Here is a 16,646-nt window from a genome sequence, read left to right on the forward strand (position 1 = left end):
GGCTTGTTCGAAGCGGACCGTTTTTTTGCGTTAGAGCAACCGGCGGTTTCAAAAATCGATGCCAACGTACGCAGAAAATTTGCAACTTGTAGATAGATCCTCTGTAACCTCCTTGATTCATTGGTTATTTACTAAAGCAAAGGAAGAAAAATTGAAAATGCGCGTTGACTAACCTTGTCAACCCAATCATTCTCCTTTGAAGGGAGACTTCGATGAATTCAGCCGGCCTACACATCAAGAAACGGCGTGAAGCCATGGGGATTTCTCAAGCAGCGTTGGCTGCACAGATCGGGGTCGATAAGAGCTTTCTTAGTTTAGTTGAAAGCGGGAAGAGAGTCCCAACTGAGGAACACGTGGTTCGGCTGAGCGAGGCCCTTGGATTACCCGCCGAGCTATTGCTTTTGCAAGCCGGAAGGTTGCCAAAAGATGTGCAGATCGCGATTGACGATGATGCAACAGCCGTGGCGGCGGTCGTAAGGACGTGGTCAGAGCACGACGCCGTCGTCTACCCCGCCAAGCCTGGGAGCGCGCCTCGGTCTAAGCCAAATCGTAGGCGCAGCAACAAAATATCCGCGACAGTTCCCTCATTGATCCAGGTAAGCAAATCGAGCACGACATATCGCGCCCACAGTTATCATACGAAAGTTCCGCCTTCAGCAATTGCCCCATTTATTGAAGCGTTTACCAGACCTGGAGATTTAGTCAGTGATCCATTCTGCGGATCTGGTATGACAGGTGTCGCTGCCCTCGACGCAGGGCGTGATGCATTGCTTTCCGATCTTTCTCCTGCAGCTGTTCACATTGCGCGCAATTACACATCACCATGTGACCCAAAGCGTTTCGAAGAAGCACTTCTTATGGTTGAGAAGGAAGCCAAGGCGACCATGGATTGGCTATATGTACCAATCAGTAGTCAGGGTGAGCGGATTGAGTATACCGTCTGGAGCGATGTATTTGCATGCAGTTCTTGCTCGTCGCCTTTTAGCTATTGGGATGCATCTCAGGAAGGCATGAGCAAGGAGCTAACTTGCCCGAAGTGCAGCGCAAAACTGGAAAAAAATGGACTCGCTTGGATCGATGAAGTGCCGGTCCGCACCCATGTTTCTCAACCTGGCCGAAGAATACATGCCCACCTACCGACACCGGCCGAGCTGACGTTGATAGATGAAATTGAAGGAACGAGTATTCCTTACTGGATCCCATCAAACCCGTTTGCCGCTGACCGCGAGATGTGGCGATCTGCGCATTCGGCAATGGGAGTTACAGATGCCGCCAGCTTTTATACGAAGCGCAACCTGCATGCGCTAGCGGCCCTTCGGCATGCGATTGTTAAGGTTTCGGAGAGCCGTGTTCGCGAAGCGTTGCTGTTCGCGTTCACAGCATGTGTGAATCGCGCTTCGAAACGGTATCAGTGGAATGCGAAACGTCCAACCAATGTCATGACAGGGACGATGTACATTTCGTCGCTGCGCTACGAATGGAATGTATGGAGCCTTTTCAAGCGAAAAGCAGCAGATGTATTACGTTTTTACAAATCCCGAGTAGGGATTAATTCAGAAGCACAAGTTTTCCAAAGCTCTGCTACGGACCTAGCCTGTATTCCAGACAGCGCAGTCGATCTGGTCTTCATGGACCCACCGTTTGGATCAAATATCTTTTATGCAGACAGCTCTTTGCTCTGGGATGCCTGGATTGGAGGTCAAACCGACCAAACCAACGAGATCGTGGTAAACCAGCGCCGTCGGCGGGAAGCGGGTGGGAAGGACCTTGAGCTTTATGGCGATCTGATGACGCAAGCGTTTACGGAGTCGGCGCGCATCATGCGATCTGGCGGCAAGGGAGTTCTCGCATTCTCCAACACCAACGATCGCGTATGGAGCGAAGTTCAAGATGCCCTATCTGATGCTGGCTTGGAAACCGAGAGCGTACATGTGCTGAACAAAGGACAACCATCGATCAAAGGCGTGAAGGGGCAGTTAAAGCAAGAACGTGTGACGCGACTTGATCTTATGCTAACGTTGTCACATCGATCTCGGTCGCCCCGCAAACGTGAAGCAGCTCCTCAGGCATTCATAGATGCGTCAATATTGAGCGCATTATCTGAAGGGCTCAGTGATCCCGATCACGTATACACTGCGGTCCTGAGAGACGTTCTGAAAGAAGAACTGGCAGCAACCGGCATTACCATTGCCAGCGTTGAGAAGCGCCGTAGAGAGCTAGAGCCGCATGACGACGTTGCAGAGATGCAGGACTTCGTAGAAGGATATCTTTCATCGCAACCGCTTCCGACAACTGACAACAAGGCTGCACCCAAGTTTCCACCAAAAGAACGAATGATATCTGGGACCCGTAATACAGCTTTCTACAATGCGCACAGCTATCATACCAAGGTTCCTCCAGAAGCGATTTCTCCCTTTATCGAGCACTTTACAAAGCCTGGTGCTGTTGTTCTGGATCCGTTTTGCGGTTCCGGTATGACTGGTGTTTCTGCCGCATTGTGCGGCAGGCGCGCGATCCTGAATGACCTTTCTCCAGCGGCAGTACACTTGGCCTGGAACCACACTCGGGCATGTAAAGAAGACGATCTACAGGTCGCTTTTGACCGGATGGCGGGCGATGTTGAGGAATATATGGCCCGATACTACGCGACAATCGATGATCACGGAGAGCCGGCAGAAATCCGTTGGACGCTTTGGAGTACACGTCACCGATGCCCTCAGTGTCGCAAGGATTTTTTATTGTGGGACACAGTTGATCAATGCTCGGGGCGCATCAGCCGAGGAACCGTGTGTCCGTCCTGTTCATTCAGTGCAGATAGGCGGAAATTTGACACAGTGGGCAACGAACCGGCTGTTGTTGCGTTCACTCGTCAGGATGGTTCTAAGGGCGAGCGCCCTGCAACCGAACAAGACTTCGCCGACGCGCAGAAGTTTTCAGCTGAAGACTGCCAAGCACCCTTTCCCGATGTCGCATTGGAAGCCGATAGAGAGATGCACCGAAGATGCGCCTTGCACCTTCAAGGCATCCGGAGCGTTCGCGACATGTACACGGACCGAAATAGGCTTGCTTTAGCGATCCTATGGAAAGCGATCCAGAAAGAGCCCAATCACCGCCTTCGTGCCTGTCTGGCGTTTGCGTTCACCAATACAGCTTGGCACGGAACAAAAATGCGGCGGTTCAATGCGCGCGGCGGACATCGTCCTCTGACGGGCACTTTGTATGTTCCGCAACTCTCTGCCGAAGCAAATGTGCTGCAAGTCATGCGCAACAAGATTCGACAATTGAAGTCTTATTACCGCGCATTCCAACCTGCAGAAATCGAGCCCCCTCATGTTATGACCCAAAGTGCTGCCGATCTGTCAGGAATACCGGAAGGCAGCATCGATTACGTCTTCACTGACCCTCCTTTCGGATCAAACATTTTTTATGCTGACTGCAATTTGATTTGGGAGTCCTGGCTCGGCCGCGTTACGGATCCAAGTCTTGAAGCGGTGGTGAATCGGTCTCTACAACCGGCAGATGGAGGAAAAACGCTTGCAGACTACTCCGCCCTTATGGAGGCCTCGCTTGCGGAAATAGCGCGGGTCTTAAAGCCCGGCGGATGGGCTACCATCGTTTTCCACAACACAGACAGCGAGGTTTGGCGTGCATTAAGCGAAGCAGCAGCGGCCGCTGGTTTCGTTTTTCATGAAGCGGCCTCTCTGGATCGGAAACAGCAAAGCCACAAAGGGTATAAAGGGCGAGGTGGCTCGGAGAATGTAGCCCATTTTGACGTAGTAATGAACCTACGTAAACCATTGGACGGTGCCGTTAAGCGAACCAACAAAAACCAAGTGATGGACATAGACGCGCTAGTTGAGGATGCCACATCAATCCCAGGTATATCCGACCGAGGCGTTCAAGGTATCCATGCCGAAATCATGCGCCGATTAATGTCTGAAGGCCGCACAGAATTTCCAGATTTTCAGCAGGTCCGCCAAGCCTTTTCACAGACTTAGGTTGACTCCCTGCAATCAAAAGCTGAGGGTCAGCTTATAAAGCTGCATCGTCTGCAGTTGTGATTCCCTTTGCGAGAGGTCGGAGTTTGGACGACATTCTAACGATTGGAGACGTGGCAAAACGGCTCAAATTTGACGAAGGTACTGTCCTCGCAATGCTGGAGGAGGGGGAACTGCCCGGGTTCATGTTACGCTCAGAATGGCGTTTGACACGAGATCATTTCGAGCAATGGATTTCTGGTGTAGCCGCCGGCCAAGATCCGAAGGATCTGGTTGCCGCGATAACCCAGAACCTCAACAAAAAGAAGACGGTAAAACCTCGTGAACCGGTCCAGGACAAAGACCAAGGCGAACCGGCGCAGACCGGCCAATCGGTGGCGCCGCTGACGACCAGAGTATCGCAACCAGAACTCCATAGGCGTTTCTTGAAGGCGCTCGGTGAAAAAGCGCAATCTAACTCAGAGATTGAGCGCAAACCACTCGAAGTTGACCTTTCTACACCAATGCCATCACGTATCAGAGTCTATCTCTTCAACGTAACAAGGCCCCCAGGTGGTAGGCCCCTTGGTGAGCACAAAGTGCAGTTGATCATACCTGGTCAGAAGCGCGGTGAACGTGCGAACTTCGATCAGACAGACGGACGCATTGTCCTTCTTGCTGGGTATGCGGCCGAGGAAGACGTTTTTGTGCTTTGGGATGCTGGCCTTTACGCAGATTTCGCATGGTCGAGAAACGTGCAAGTCAAGGCGGCAACACTAATTGAGGCGTCTGCAGGGCGCGTGGCTGAACAGGGGCGTAGGCTCCGGCCAACGGATGGTGAGGCGGTCACCGAAACCCTGCTTGCCTGCCCACCGCAACGTTTGTGTGACGCTATCCTACGGCGCGTAGAAATTACCCGCCGCAGGATGGCAGAATGAAGGTTTTGGGGAGGCTGCAGGACTTCGAATTCAAGCGGGCATATCACAAACCCGCTGATAACATTGCTGCGGACTTCTACCTTCCTGCTATGGGCGCGTCGGTAACATACGACAGAGCGGTCGGGTTTTTCTCGAGCACAATTTTTCTCTTGGCCTGGCCAAGTCTAAAAGAATTTGTGGCAGCAGGCGGGAAAATGCGGCTGATCTGCTCTCCCATCCTCTCAGAAAGGGACCATTCCGCGCTGCGTGACGGCTACTCACTTCGGGCGGAACTTGAAGCAGGTAAGGAGATAGCCCGATCGTTTGAAGAGCTCTTGGCAACGGAAGGGCTGGTCAAACCTGCCGTTGTTTTGGCGTCGCTTGTGGCAGCAGGTGTCATAGACTGTCGCGTTGCTTGGGTTGGCGATGAAGCTGGAGGCCGCCCGAAACGTCTCTTTCACGACAAGGTGGGCATCTTGACGGATCAGTTTGATGATCGCGTTGCCTTCAAAGGGTCAATGAACGAGACGTGGCCAGGGCTTGCGCAAGATGGGAATCTTGAGTCAGTCGACGTTTTTGCAAGTTGGCGTGACGATGGCGAGAAACAGCGTGTTGCAGATGAGGCCGAGTACTTTGGAAAAGTATGGAATGACGAATGGTCGGGCGTCACTGTGCGGCCCCTACCAGATGTCGCTCTGGAAGCGATCGTCTCTGCCGCTGATGCCGCACAATGGCCGGAGTTTGTCGATGAGATATGCATTGAGCTAGAAGAGGCTGCGCGCTGGTCTGCTGAAGCTGGAGTTCCGGGGGGTAGGTCGCCGCGGCCACATCAGGTCAGCGCGCTGGACGCATGGGAGAGGCGTGGCCGCCGCGGCATCTTTAAGCATGCGACTGGGTCAGGGAAGACCTTCACGGCGCTCTGTGCGATTAAAGACAGCCTCAGTCGTTCTGAAATTCCTATCATATTGGTTCCTAGCGAATTGCTTCTAAAGCAATGGAGCGACGAACTACGTGAAACGTTTGAGTCCGCTGGGTTGCAATTAATGATCTGTGGGGGAGGGAATAGGCATTGGGCGCAAGGATCGAACTTACGTATTTGGAGCCGTAAAGGAGCCGGGAATCGCGCGATACTGGCGACCACTCAAACGGCAACAAGCGAACGTTTCCGGGGACTCATTAGTGGCGGACCACATCTCTTCTTGGTGGCAGACGAAGTGCACAGGTTAGGTGCGCCATCTGCCCGCCAGATCCTTTCACTTGAGACGGGACCGCGACTTGGATTAAGCGCAACACCAGAACGTGCTGGAGACCCAGACGGAACAGCGGCAATCACCTCATATTTCGAGGGTATCGTTCCCCCACCGTTTTCCCTTGAGGATGCCATTAAAGCTAAAGCTTTGACACCTTATGCCTACAACGCCCACACGGTTTCGCTCACGGAAGCAGAGCGCACTGCTTGGAACAAATTGTCTGAAGATATTCGCCGGTTGTTTGCGAGAGCAATGACAGCTGGCGATGACGGAGATGCTTCACTTTCAGGACAACTAAAGCGGCTGCTGATTCAGCGCGCAAGGATCGTCAAACGCGCTGAAGGAAAAATCTCCTTGGCCGCGGAGATCGTGTCTGGATCCTATAAACCGGGTGAGCGTTGGATTGTCTATTGCGACGATCAACATCAACTCGCGAGTGTCAAAGACGCCATTTCATCGGCGGGAATCGAAGATAATTTTGAGTACCACAGCAGCATGGTCGGAGATCGGGCACGCACCCTTGATATATTCAGCGAGCGAGGTGGCGTGCTGGTTTCGATCAGGTGCCTCGACGAAGGGGTGGATATACCGTTGGTAAGCCACGCACTCATCCTTGCGTCATCGAAGAACCCTAGAGAATTCATACAGAGGCGGGGAAGGGTACTTCGAAAAGCAGATGGCAAAGCGCTTGCGCATATTCACGATGTAATCGTCGCCCCGGAGATCGAAGATGACGATCACGGTGGCGGATCGATTTTGAAAGGGGAACTGGCAAGGGCCATCGAGTTCGGTCGGCATGCAATTAACCCAGGAGCCGTTGCAGACCTTAACCGCATTGCTGCCGCTGCAGGTTTGGATTGGACTTCTTTGACAGAGAATGGATTTGAAACAGACGACGATGAGAACGATTTGGAGATGGTGAATGTCTGATGACGCACGTGACAATCGCGACGCAACTGTCGCGGATACGATTGAAAGAATCCGGGCAGAGAAGTTTCCTGACGTGGACCGCGACCTGGTCCTAGACGTGCTTCGCTTCCATGCCGATGGAGTAGTAGTTGACCATGTTGATCGACAGATTGATGAAGCAATTGCCGAGCGCCTCAAAGGGGATGACTAATGCTTCGGATAAAATCACTCACCATGCAAAACTTTGGAGCGTTCAAAGGAGAGCAAAGATTTGAACTCCCGCAGGACGAGGGAGTTACGGTATTTTACGGCGAAAACATGCGAGGTAAAACAACACTTTTGAACGCCTTTCGCTTTGCATTATTTGGTAAGATCATTGGTCGGGGGCGGCGCTCTGTTTCATTCCACGACATGATCAATTGGGAGGCGCGCGCGGACGGCGTTCAGAGTTTTGAAGTGCGATTGATCCTTAGCCATGCTGGAGCAGAGTACAGACTCACAAGGACCTGTAAGCCCAAGAGTGGGCATAACACGCCTACAGGTCATGAAGACTATGTCGCGGACTACTATCTGGAGCGTGGGGGACACATACTACCGCCGCAACAGGCAGCGATGGAAATCGAACGCATATTGCCAGAACAAATTGCGCGTTTCTTTCTCTTCGATGGCGAATTGTTGCAGGAATATGAGGATCTGCTCTACAGCGATACGGACATGGGCCCAAAGATCAGCCAGGCCATCGAACGTATTCTCGGCTTGCCGACACTGACAAAATCGCGCGACTCCTTGAAAGCAGCACTCGACCGCGCGGAAGCTCGCGTCGCATTGGCAGCACAGGGCGATCAAAAAACACGCGAGTACGGCAATCAACTGCAAAATCTTGTTGAAGAACGCACTGTGTTGACGGGCGACCTTTTCCGGCATGAGAAAGCTCTGGAGGACCTCCGTGCCAGAAAAGTTGCCATAGAAGACGATATGCGACGCAAGCAGAGGATGGCGACGCTTCTAGAGAAACGTGACCGCCTCACGGATGAGGTTGCTGGGCTCCTGACAGAGATCGCCAAGAAGCAAGAAGCGATTACGGTAGCAATGTCTCCAGCGTGGGCCGCCATCATCGTGGATAAGCTAAAGTTGGCGCTGACGAGACACCTGAAACGGGAGGTCGAATTGCAAAGCACCGTTATGCGCGCGCAAGTTTTGCAAAGCCTCTCGGAGGGCCATGACCCGGAATGCCCCACCTGCCTACAGATCGTTTCCGACGAAGCACAGACCAAGATTCGCGCCCATCTTCCCAATGCAGATGCGGGAACAGAGGATGATCGAAACAGGGAGCTTGCAAGTGTACGACGTCAGATTGATGCGATTAACGCCCAGCTCGAAAACACCAATCCGGAGGTGCTTCGCTTGTTGTGGACTGATTTTGAAGCCCATCGGCGCAGCATATACACAAAACGCGGTGAGATTGAGGAGATTAAGAAGAAACTGAGTGGCGATTCAGAAGGTGAAATCAAAGGCCTTCAAAGAGAGTACGAGTCAAATGTCCGTCAGACCGCAGCCCTCGAGAAAGGTATAGCTGAGACCAATGATAAGCTCCTTGAGAATGCTGGTTATCGCGAAAAATTGCAAAAGCGCTTAGACAAGCTTGCAGGAAGCGAGATGGACCTTGAAAGACGTAGGCGTGATCTTGCGAACACGCTATATGACATGTTCAACGAAAGTGTCGGTGTCTACCGGGAACAGCTTCGTCGTCGAATTGAGGCCGATGCCAGCAGTTATTTCAAGCGGCTGACGACGGAAGAGGACTACGCGGGTCTAAGAATTAACGATACATACGGCCTTACCATCATGCACCGCGACGGAAGCGATATACCGATGCGATCTGCTGGTGCAGAGCATGTAGTGGCACTCTCTCTGGTAGCCGCTCTTCAGAACAACGCCCAATTGCGCGGACCTATCGTGGTGGACTCTCCGTTTGGCCGATTAGATGGAGGCCACAGAGCTCGCATTGTAGAGACGCTCCCGGAGATGGCCGACCAAGTTATCCTACTCGTATATGAGGAAGAATTGCCGCCGGCGCGAGCGCGCGAGGCATTAAAGGGACGCCTCAAATCAGAATGGACACTCGAACGAAAAACAGCCCGTCACACCGAACTTGCAGAGAGATAAGGAGGCAAAAATGGTTAACCAGAAAGCGGCAGATAAAAAGACGGTTGGCATTACTTCTGGCAACGAGAGCATTCTTACCGCACTCGTGTCGGAAGGTCTGTTTGCGTCCGAAATCGATGCGGCTAAATTTGCTATGGCGTATGCAATTGATTTGGAAATAACCCGCGGCACGACAGAAGGAGCGGGCACTAAGTGGAATGTCGGCAGCGTCGATAGCGATGGTACGATGAAGGCCATTATTCAGGCCTTGTACCCCGAGGAAGCACAGCCGTATCGCTTGATTGAGCATCTCATGAATGAGGGGTTGGGCCGACTGAAATCCGAAGAAGGTTTGCCACCCGATGTAGCGGGCATACTGTTTGAAGAGAACTCAGAAGGAGAAAATCAAGATAGCCCGTCTTAGTAAGAACACTCTTATCTCTAAAGCAACAGACGCGTTGGCAGAGGGTGGTTGGTCAGTTGAAATGCTGACTGAGGATGGCACCCATCCCGCAAGATTTATCATGAGCCAGGATGGGGTGAACCATGTTGTAAAACTCTATGTCTGGAATCTTTCGCATGGCGGCAAGAGCAGATCGCAAGACGAATATCGCATTCAAATCACTGGCGTCGAAACGTTCGAGCCCGAACAAAACGGGCGAACTCTTCTGCTTGGTTGGAGTGAAGACTTTAATGTATTTGCTGGGTTCGACGTTCAGCGTCGTTTGGGAAAAATGGGAGCTTCTCCATCGATTCAGATCACAGCAAAAACATTGCAGGCAGCTGTTGAGAGCGGCGCTTCCTTACAAGACAAGACGAAGAACGAATTTGCGGCTGCGCTTACACCGGAAAAACTTGGACGATATGCCCAGCACCTAAGCACAGCGCATCAAGGCGATTTGGGTCCCGTCTTGGCAAGCGAAGAGGATCCCGCATCCGATCCACTCGCATCCGAAATATCTCGAATTGGATCTGACGCTATAGGTTTCAATCTCGCAGCCAGCAAGGAACCCGATCTACGATCAGAGATACTTGCAGGCGTGGCAGATCTGCTGGCTGCTCTTGATCTTGATGGGCAGCAGGCTCCTGCACAAATCGGGCACAACAGTCCACCGGGGCCAGTCGAAGATCCGGACGTTGCTGTCGCGGAAGTCGAAGCCGCTGCCACAAAGATCAAGGTTGAACTTGAGGCGGAAGAGCCAGATGTGCGGCAAGTAGCGGCATCTGGATCTTTTCTCGCATGGATGGGCAAAATTCTTCGGGTCGTGCGGGCTGAAGTCGGGCAAACGATTGATAAGGGCAAGGATATTGCTCGAGAGTATGCCGTGAAGGCGGTTGTCGGCACAGTGGGAACAAGCGCTGTGCTTTACAAAGGTGAAATCGTTGAAGGACTGCGACGAGTCGGAGCGACTATATTACAGTGGCTCCAGCAGATCTCGGTTTTTTGATCCGCATTGACGGGCAAGACCTACTTATGTCGAGAAAATAGCAATAGAAACAGAGTGGACAATGCTAGTGAATTCGGCTGAGTTGAGAGATACTTACTTGGAACTCATGAAGCGTGAAAAGCCGGAACAGGTGGTGGCGTGGTCAAGGACGGCAATTACAACCGGCCGCAAAATTGGCCCCACGACAGTGACGGAACAACGCTTAAGGAACTTCGTTGATTTAGAATCCCGTCTGTTGCCTAGCAAGATTTGGTCAAATAGTTGAACCTTTCCACAGACATCCCATCTCGCAGCATTTCCGAGATTCTGAGAACAAAGGCACGAAATGCTCTTTCGAACGCTCTTGATGCGCATCGGAAGGAACTTTCAACCTACGAAAGCCTAAAGAACCTCGGAGAAGTCATTGGGACCGAATACGGTGACCGAGTACTTTTTGAGCTCATCCAGAATGCGCACGACGCTCACAAAATTGGTGAGGATGGTGCGATCACCATCAAGTTTGTCAAAATATCGGAAACCGCAGGTTACCTTTATGTGGCCAACCGAGGGCGTGGTTTCAAAGAGCGTGATGTAAATGCCATCATGAACCTGGCGACCAGCGGAAAAGAGATCGGCGAGGGGATTGGCAACAAGGGACTCGGCTTTCGCAGTATCGAAGCGATCACTGACGATGTACGTATCTACTCACGATCGCAGGAACGGACGACTAAATCGTTCGATGGGTTCTGTTTCCGATTTTCTCAACCAAGTGAGATACGTGACATCATTCTTTCCGAGCTTCTCGATCAAGATGTTCGGGAAGATGAAGCAGATCGGATCTCGCAGACAATCCCTCGATACCTGGTACCGCAGCCGCTAGATGAAATCCCTCCCGAGGTCGAACGCTTCGCGTCTGCCGGTTTTGCGACGGTTGTAGTTGCTCCTCTGCGATCCTCGTCAGCGGTGGCTCTGGTGGGAAAACAAGTTGACGAGATCGCAAACTTCGAACATCCGCTTCTCCTTTTTCTCGATCGTATCGGGGAAGTCCGCATAGACGTTGAAATCGATGGTAAAAGAACAAGTAGCCGTCGCCTGACCAGACGCGAGAAATCTCTGCGGGAGGGGGGGCGCCCAGGGAGCCCTAGGATCTCCGAGATTGACGTTGGAGAGCGGCGTCGCTTCCTCCTGGTACAGCAGGAGGTCGACAAGGAACGGGTCCTTGATGCCGTTAGGGAAAGCATCGACCGAGCCCCCGCTTTGAAGCGTTGGTTGGACTGGAAGGGACAACCATCTGTTTCGGTCGCAGTAGGGATAACCACCGCGGCCGTTTTGAACGGACAACTTTACAACTTTTTACCAATGGCAAGCGAAGCTGGATCGCCCCTCGTGGGCCACATTGACGCCCCGTTTTTTGCAGACATCGACCGACGCAATACCGAGTTGGATCTTCCGCTTAACATTATCCTAATGGAGGCTGTTGCAGAGACCTGCCTTTCCGGGGCTCTCGCCGCCGTACATGAGCAACTAGATGTTCCCGGTCGGAGTGTCTTTGATCTGATCGCGTGGACCGGAAGTGCCGCAAAGAAACTGGATGGCGCGATCCGGGTTGCGGAATCGCAATTAAAAGACATTCGCCTTGTTCCAATCATTCCGACCAAGGACGGCGAAAGATGGTCCACGATCAATGACGTTACCATCTGGCCCGAGGTCAATTTCGCGTTGCTGAAACCGCGCGAGATTGTGAAGCATATTGGCATAAACCTAACTTCGAGCGACTTGGATAGCGAGCGCCTTGAGCGTCTTCGCGAAATGGCGGGTCGCTGCTGGGGCCGCTATGGCTGGCAGTATTCCCGCCTCCCTTCGCCCGACGAGATCCCCGAGTGGTCGGCGATTTTTGCGAGAACGCTCGTCGACCGGGGGGCAAAGCCAGCAACATGGTCGAAATTCTATAAGGATCTGGCCACCCTCTGCGAGGCTTCAGAGGTTGACTTGGATTGTCTGGACGGCGTCGAAGTCCTGATCGACCGGTCGGGGAAGCTGCGCTCGGCGGGTGGACATGATGCGGACGGTCGGCACGGTCTCTACGTTCGCAGCGAAAGCGAGATCGGCAAGCGCAGGAAAGGTGGCATTCCATTGCCGCCGCCGTCCTTGACCAGAGGGTATCGTTTTTTCGATGAGAAGATCGGTCTGTCCGACGAAGTGCTGAAAGCTTTCGCCGACGCAGGGCTCATTCGGAAGTTTGATCCAATCGAAGCGCTGTCCGGTCTCGGCTCCGCGCTTGGTAAGGCACCTAGTGACAAGAGACGCGTGGAAGCGCTCGATTGGGCGTTTCGCGTCTGGGATGCGGCGGGAAAGAGCGCGGAAGCTGCGATAAAGAGTGCCGACCTACACGTGCCCACGCTTGGAGGCTGGATGCGAGCCGACAACGCCGTGTTTTCGGGAACGTGGACCGAAGCCGGAAGACGTCTGGAAGCCTATCTCAGCGACGCCTCCGCATATTCGGAGGACTGCGAGCGGGCGAGGAAACATCTTCTAAAGCCTTTGGACGAATGGGAAACCCGGATCGACGCTGGCGCTCGAAAATGGGTGACGTTTCTGGAAGTGATTGAGGTAGCCGATGGCCTGAAGCCCATTGCGGCTAGAATTCGACGGAGAGGCTCGCCTTCGGGATACTGGGACAACCTGCTGCGTCGCGGAGACCTAAAGAACGGCCTCGGCGAGGCTTGGATAAGGCACGCGGGCACTACCACCTTTCATCATCCTAATACGGACGATTACGCGCTCAAGGGCGAGTTCTGGCGGATGCCGGGGCAGAACGAACATGACGAGCTGCCTGAGCATTTGCGCGAAGCATTCTATGAATTGCTTGTCCAACACCTCTCGTTTTATGGCCGAAAGTTCCTTTCTGCGCGAATTGGACGTTACGATCGTGCACAGCGTGACTGGGACGAACGTCGCGTTGTCACACCGATAGGCGCGTTCCTGCGATCCGAGGCGTGGCTGCAGGGCGACCTGCGCGGTGAACGCATATTCCTTTCAACAAACCAGTGTTGGGCATCAAGGACGAAAAGACCAGGAGTTCCGGCATTTGTTCCGCGTCTTTCCGACGACGCTAGAGTGCTTGTCGAGAGAGAGGAGATCGCCAAGATCTCATTTGGCGATGCGCTTGGACTTCTGGACTGGGCCAGTCCTGAGACGGCGCCGCTGCGCCTCGCCGCTCTGGCGAACTCTGCCAGAAACCTTCAGTCGGGTGATGTGGCGACCTTTCGACGCCAACACGGCCGGGCTTGGGGGGAACTGGCCGAGAGCGGTGCAGCGTTGCCATCTGACCTTCCGCTGGCGGCTTATCGTTTCGGAAACCTAGCGTACATCGAGGGCGACAAGGCTGAGTCGATCGAGGTGATCCTTGTCGACAACGCACAAAGCTTTGAGGCGCGGGCCCTTTCCGCCGCCGGCCTTGCCATACTTGAAGTGGGGGACGCCGACCTCGATATCATCGTGGAGAGCCTCAAACACATCAATGGCTATTCGCCCAGTAAGCTGGACCGAGCCTCCGTCCGGTTGCTTGTGGATGGTTCGGTGTTCGTTCCAAGGAACGATGACGACCATCTGGTATCACAGGGCCTAGACTGGCTTCCAGAAGTCGCGGTGATCGCCAACGAGGTTGTGGGCGAGAACCTTGAGCGACGGATTCAGCATGCCACTCTCGACAAGGGGATCCGAGCGATTAGGCTTCGGAGGTGCAGTTCAATTTCACTGCAGGTGGCTGACCAGGAGGTGACGGGCGGTGGCCGCATGGACTGGTACGCCTTCCGGGACGATGCCAGCCCGACGCTTATCCTGACGCACGGCGTATCTCTCGATTGGCCACGCTTGGCGAAGGGTCTTGCTTCTGAGATATCCAAGCTTACCGACACGCGACTTCGCTCCCTAGAGTTGGTGCTTCTCCGCTTGGCGGTCGGACGCCCCGAAGGCATTCTCGAACGCCCCTCGGACGCGGAACTCGCCACTGCGCTTGGTTGTGATATCGGAATTGTCGAAGATATGCGCGCGGGGATGCGGACCGATCTGGCCCACGTCCTTTACCTTGTGGTCCCGGTTGTCGCATACTTCGAAGGTGCCGAACTCGCGCGCGCCCTTGGCGAAGCCGCAGAGAATGCGGGGGCGGAATTCAGCCTGCGGGGTTGGCTAGAGACGCATCTTTCGGAAAACTCCCCGCGCACCGGCGACCTGCTCGCCGCCTGCGAGGAAAGTCCCGACCGGCGTTCGATTTCGGCGACGCTGGGGCTTGACTACGGAAAATTCAACCGGGTTCTTCAGTCTCTCGGTGAAGATGCCCTATCTAGCGAAGCAGAATTGCGGGCCACCTTCGAAGCGTACCTGCGCGAGTTGGCGCCAGGGCTCCGAGACCGGCTTAGATGCCTGCATATTGAGGATTACCGGCAAGGACGCGAGCTTTCCACCTACCTTTCAAGGCGCGAGCTTCAATTCATCCCGTTTGATCCGAGTTGGGTCCTAGATTGCGAAACGCTCGACCGTCAGACGGTTGTCACGCATGTGGAGCGGTCCTTCGCTGATGCGCTGGGAGAAATCCCGGAAGCGGATCTTCCGGCCTTCGAGAAGATGATTAGCGAGAACAGAAAAGTGGTCCGCGCCTTTGCAAGCGAGGCCAAATCCATATTAGGGGCGTGGACCCGAAAGAACCATCCCGATCTACCAGAGATCTGGGAACGAGGTGAGGCACAAGATGTCGTGCGCCTGGTGGAGAATGCAGGCTTCCTTGACTTCGAGGTGATCAAACAGGACCAAGTGGCTGGTCTCTGCGAGCGGGCGGGCATCTGGCCCAAGGAAATGCCCGCACGGATTGATCCGGAAGGTCTCGGGCTTGACGAAGGCGCTGTGCGCGAAGAGCAGGAGCGGAAGGCCAGAGAGCAGCAAGAACTTGATCGTCGGAAGCGCATCATCGAATTCGCTGGACAGGATCTTGATCCAGATGAACCGTCGTTTGCTGTAGCAATGCAAAACATTGCCGAGGCCGCGATCGAGTCTGACGATAGCTGGTTCGCAAGGAGTCGGCAGCGCACTAGGCTGGTGCCGTTTGATGAGACGTCGAGATCGGACTCCGGTGGTGGCAACGGCGGGGGAGGTAAGCGGGGGCAGCGGGTCGCACGCCTGACCGAAACGCAGAAGGTCGCAATGGGCGTCGCCAGTGAATGGTTGGCCTTTCAGTACCTCAAGCGACGGTTTCCCGGCGCCGTCGGCGAGAGTTCGTGGATATCGGAGAATAGAACGAGGTTCTTTGGCGGCAGCGAAGGTGACGATTCAGCTGGCTACGACTTTCTTGTGCAGACACCAACAGTCGACTGGATGTTTGAAGTCAAGTCTACCCTTGAGGATGGATGCGAATTCGAACTGACCTCGAACGAACTTCGCGTCGCCAGCTCCGCATCGCGCACCGGTCGCAGACGATATCGCATTCTCTATGTTCCGCATGTCTTTTCGCCTGAGAAGTGGTGTGTCTTTGAGCTTCCCAACCCAATGGACAAAGAAACACAGGCGCAGTTTTCCGTCGTTGGCCGCGGCTCGCTTAGGCTGCGCTTTGAGCGCCGGTAGGCCGGTAGGGTGTGGTGGCAGAGATCACACTCACCTCTACGGGCATTGACGAAGACCTTTTAATTGAGACGACGCATGTTGAACTGAACTCAATTGAGGTGCTTAGCCAGTTCACCGTAGGTGGTTCATCGCCACGAATTCGGGGCTTTCGGCGGTAACGATAATGGCCCGCCATTATCGTCCCACGCAGAAATTGAGCCGCTGAGGGCGCACTTAAGCAAACCCTCCGCCTTAGGCTTTGAGGTTTGCTCGCGGGAAGGGGCCGGTCTCGCACTGGGCGATTGACAGGGCAGGGGACCTGTGGGCTGACGCCCGCTCACCCCAACCTTGACAGTTTCCAAATCCTGTTGGTCCGCCTGCCATCCCGGCAGGTCCGAGAAAACCGGCAAGCGCCGCCGCTGGCGTCGG

8 protein-coding genes are annotated in these 16,646 nt (G+C 54.1%); all 8 read left to right on the top strand.

The window, feature by feature from the left end:
* The first annotated feature begins 212 nt into the window (after positions 1 to 212).
* The 8 genes from Q0844_RS20100 (at position 213) to Q0844_RS20135 (ending at position 16,238) form a co-directional block, all read left to right on the top strand.
* Complete coding sequence (locus Q0844_RS20100) at positions 213 to 3,998, top strand: DNA methyltransferase (protein ID WP_299048856.1); 3,786 nt, start codon at positions 213 to 215, stop codon at positions 3,996 to 3,998.
* Positions 3,999 to 4,084: 86 nt separating this feature from the next.
* Entirely contained in the window at positions 4,085 to 4,915 is an 831-nt protein-coding gene (locus Q0844_RS20105; protein WP_299048858.1) for a helix-turn-helix domain-containing protein, read from the top strand.
* Complete coding sequence (locus tag Q0844_RS20110; RefSeq protein WP_299048859.1) at positions 4,912 to 7,074, top strand: DEAD/DEAH box helicase family protein; 2,163 nt, start codon at positions 4,912 to 4,914, stop codon at positions 7,072 to 7,074. The genes Q0844_RS20105 and Q0844_RS20110 overlap by 4 nt, the downstream gene beginning before the upstream one ends.
* Positions 7,067 to 7,264 (top strand): hypothetical protein, encoded by a 198-nt coding sequence (locus Q0844_RS20115; RefSeq protein WP_299048861.1) that lies wholly within the window; start codon positions 7,067 to 7,069, stop codon positions 7,262 to 7,264. Before Q0844_RS20110 ends, Q0844_RS20115 begins: the two co-directional genes overlap by 8 nt.
* Positions 7,264 to 9,219 carry an AAA family ATPase gene (locus Q0844_RS20120; RefSeq protein ID WP_299048864.1) on the top strand — a complete coding sequence of 652 codons (1,956 nt, stop codon included), beginning with the start codon at positions 7,264 to 7,266 and terminating at the stop codon, positions 9,217 to 9,219. The genes Q0844_RS20115 and Q0844_RS20120 overlap by 1 nt, the downstream gene beginning before the upstream one ends.
* Before the next feature lie 10 nt (positions 9,220 to 9,229).
* Positions 9,230 to 9,622 (top strand): hypothetical protein, encoded by a 393-nt coding sequence (locus Q0844_RS20125; RefSeq protein WP_299048866.1) that lies wholly within the window; start codon positions 9,230 to 9,232, stop codon positions 9,620 to 9,622.
* Complete coding sequence (locus Q0844_RS20130; RefSeq protein ID WP_299048868.1) at positions 9,579 to 10,646, top strand: hypothetical protein; 1,068 nt, start codon at positions 9,579 to 9,581, stop codon at positions 10,644 to 10,646. Before Q0844_RS20125 ends, Q0844_RS20130 begins: the two co-directional genes overlap by 44 nt.
* A gap of 261 nt (positions 10,647 to 10,907) precedes the next feature.
* Entirely contained in the window at positions 10,908 to 16,238 is a 5,331-nt protein-coding gene (locus Q0844_RS20135) for a DUF3883 domain-containing protein (protein ID WP_299048871.1), read from the top strand.
* Positions 16,239 to 16,646: the final 408 nt, after the last annotated feature.

The sequence above is a fragment of the uncultured Tateyamaria sp. genome (assembly GCF_947503465.1).
Lineage (GTDB): Bacteria > Pseudomonadota > Alphaproteobacteria > Rhodobacterales > Rhodobacteraceae > Tateyamaria.

Coding starts and splice junctions, on each gene's coding strand:
- Q0844_RS20120 (WP_299048864.1), top strand. CDS start 7,264: ATGCTTCGGATAAAATCACTCACCATGCAAAACTTTGGAGCGTTCAAA.
- Q0844_RS20125 (WP_299048866.1), top strand. CDS start 9,230: ATGGTTAACCAGAAAGCGGCAGATAAAAAGACGGTTGGCATTACTTCT.
- Q0844_RS20115 (WP_299048861.1), top strand. CDS start 7,067: ATGTCTGATGACGCACGTGACAATCGCGACGCAACTGTCGCGGATACG.
- Q0844_RS20100 (WP_299048856.1), top strand. CDS start 213: ATGAATTCAGCCGGCCTACACATCAAGAAACGGCGTGAAGCCATGGGG.
- Q0844_RS20110 (WP_299048859.1), top strand. CDS start 4,912: ATGAAGGTTTTGGGGAGGCTGCAGGACTTCGAATTCAAGCGGGCATAT.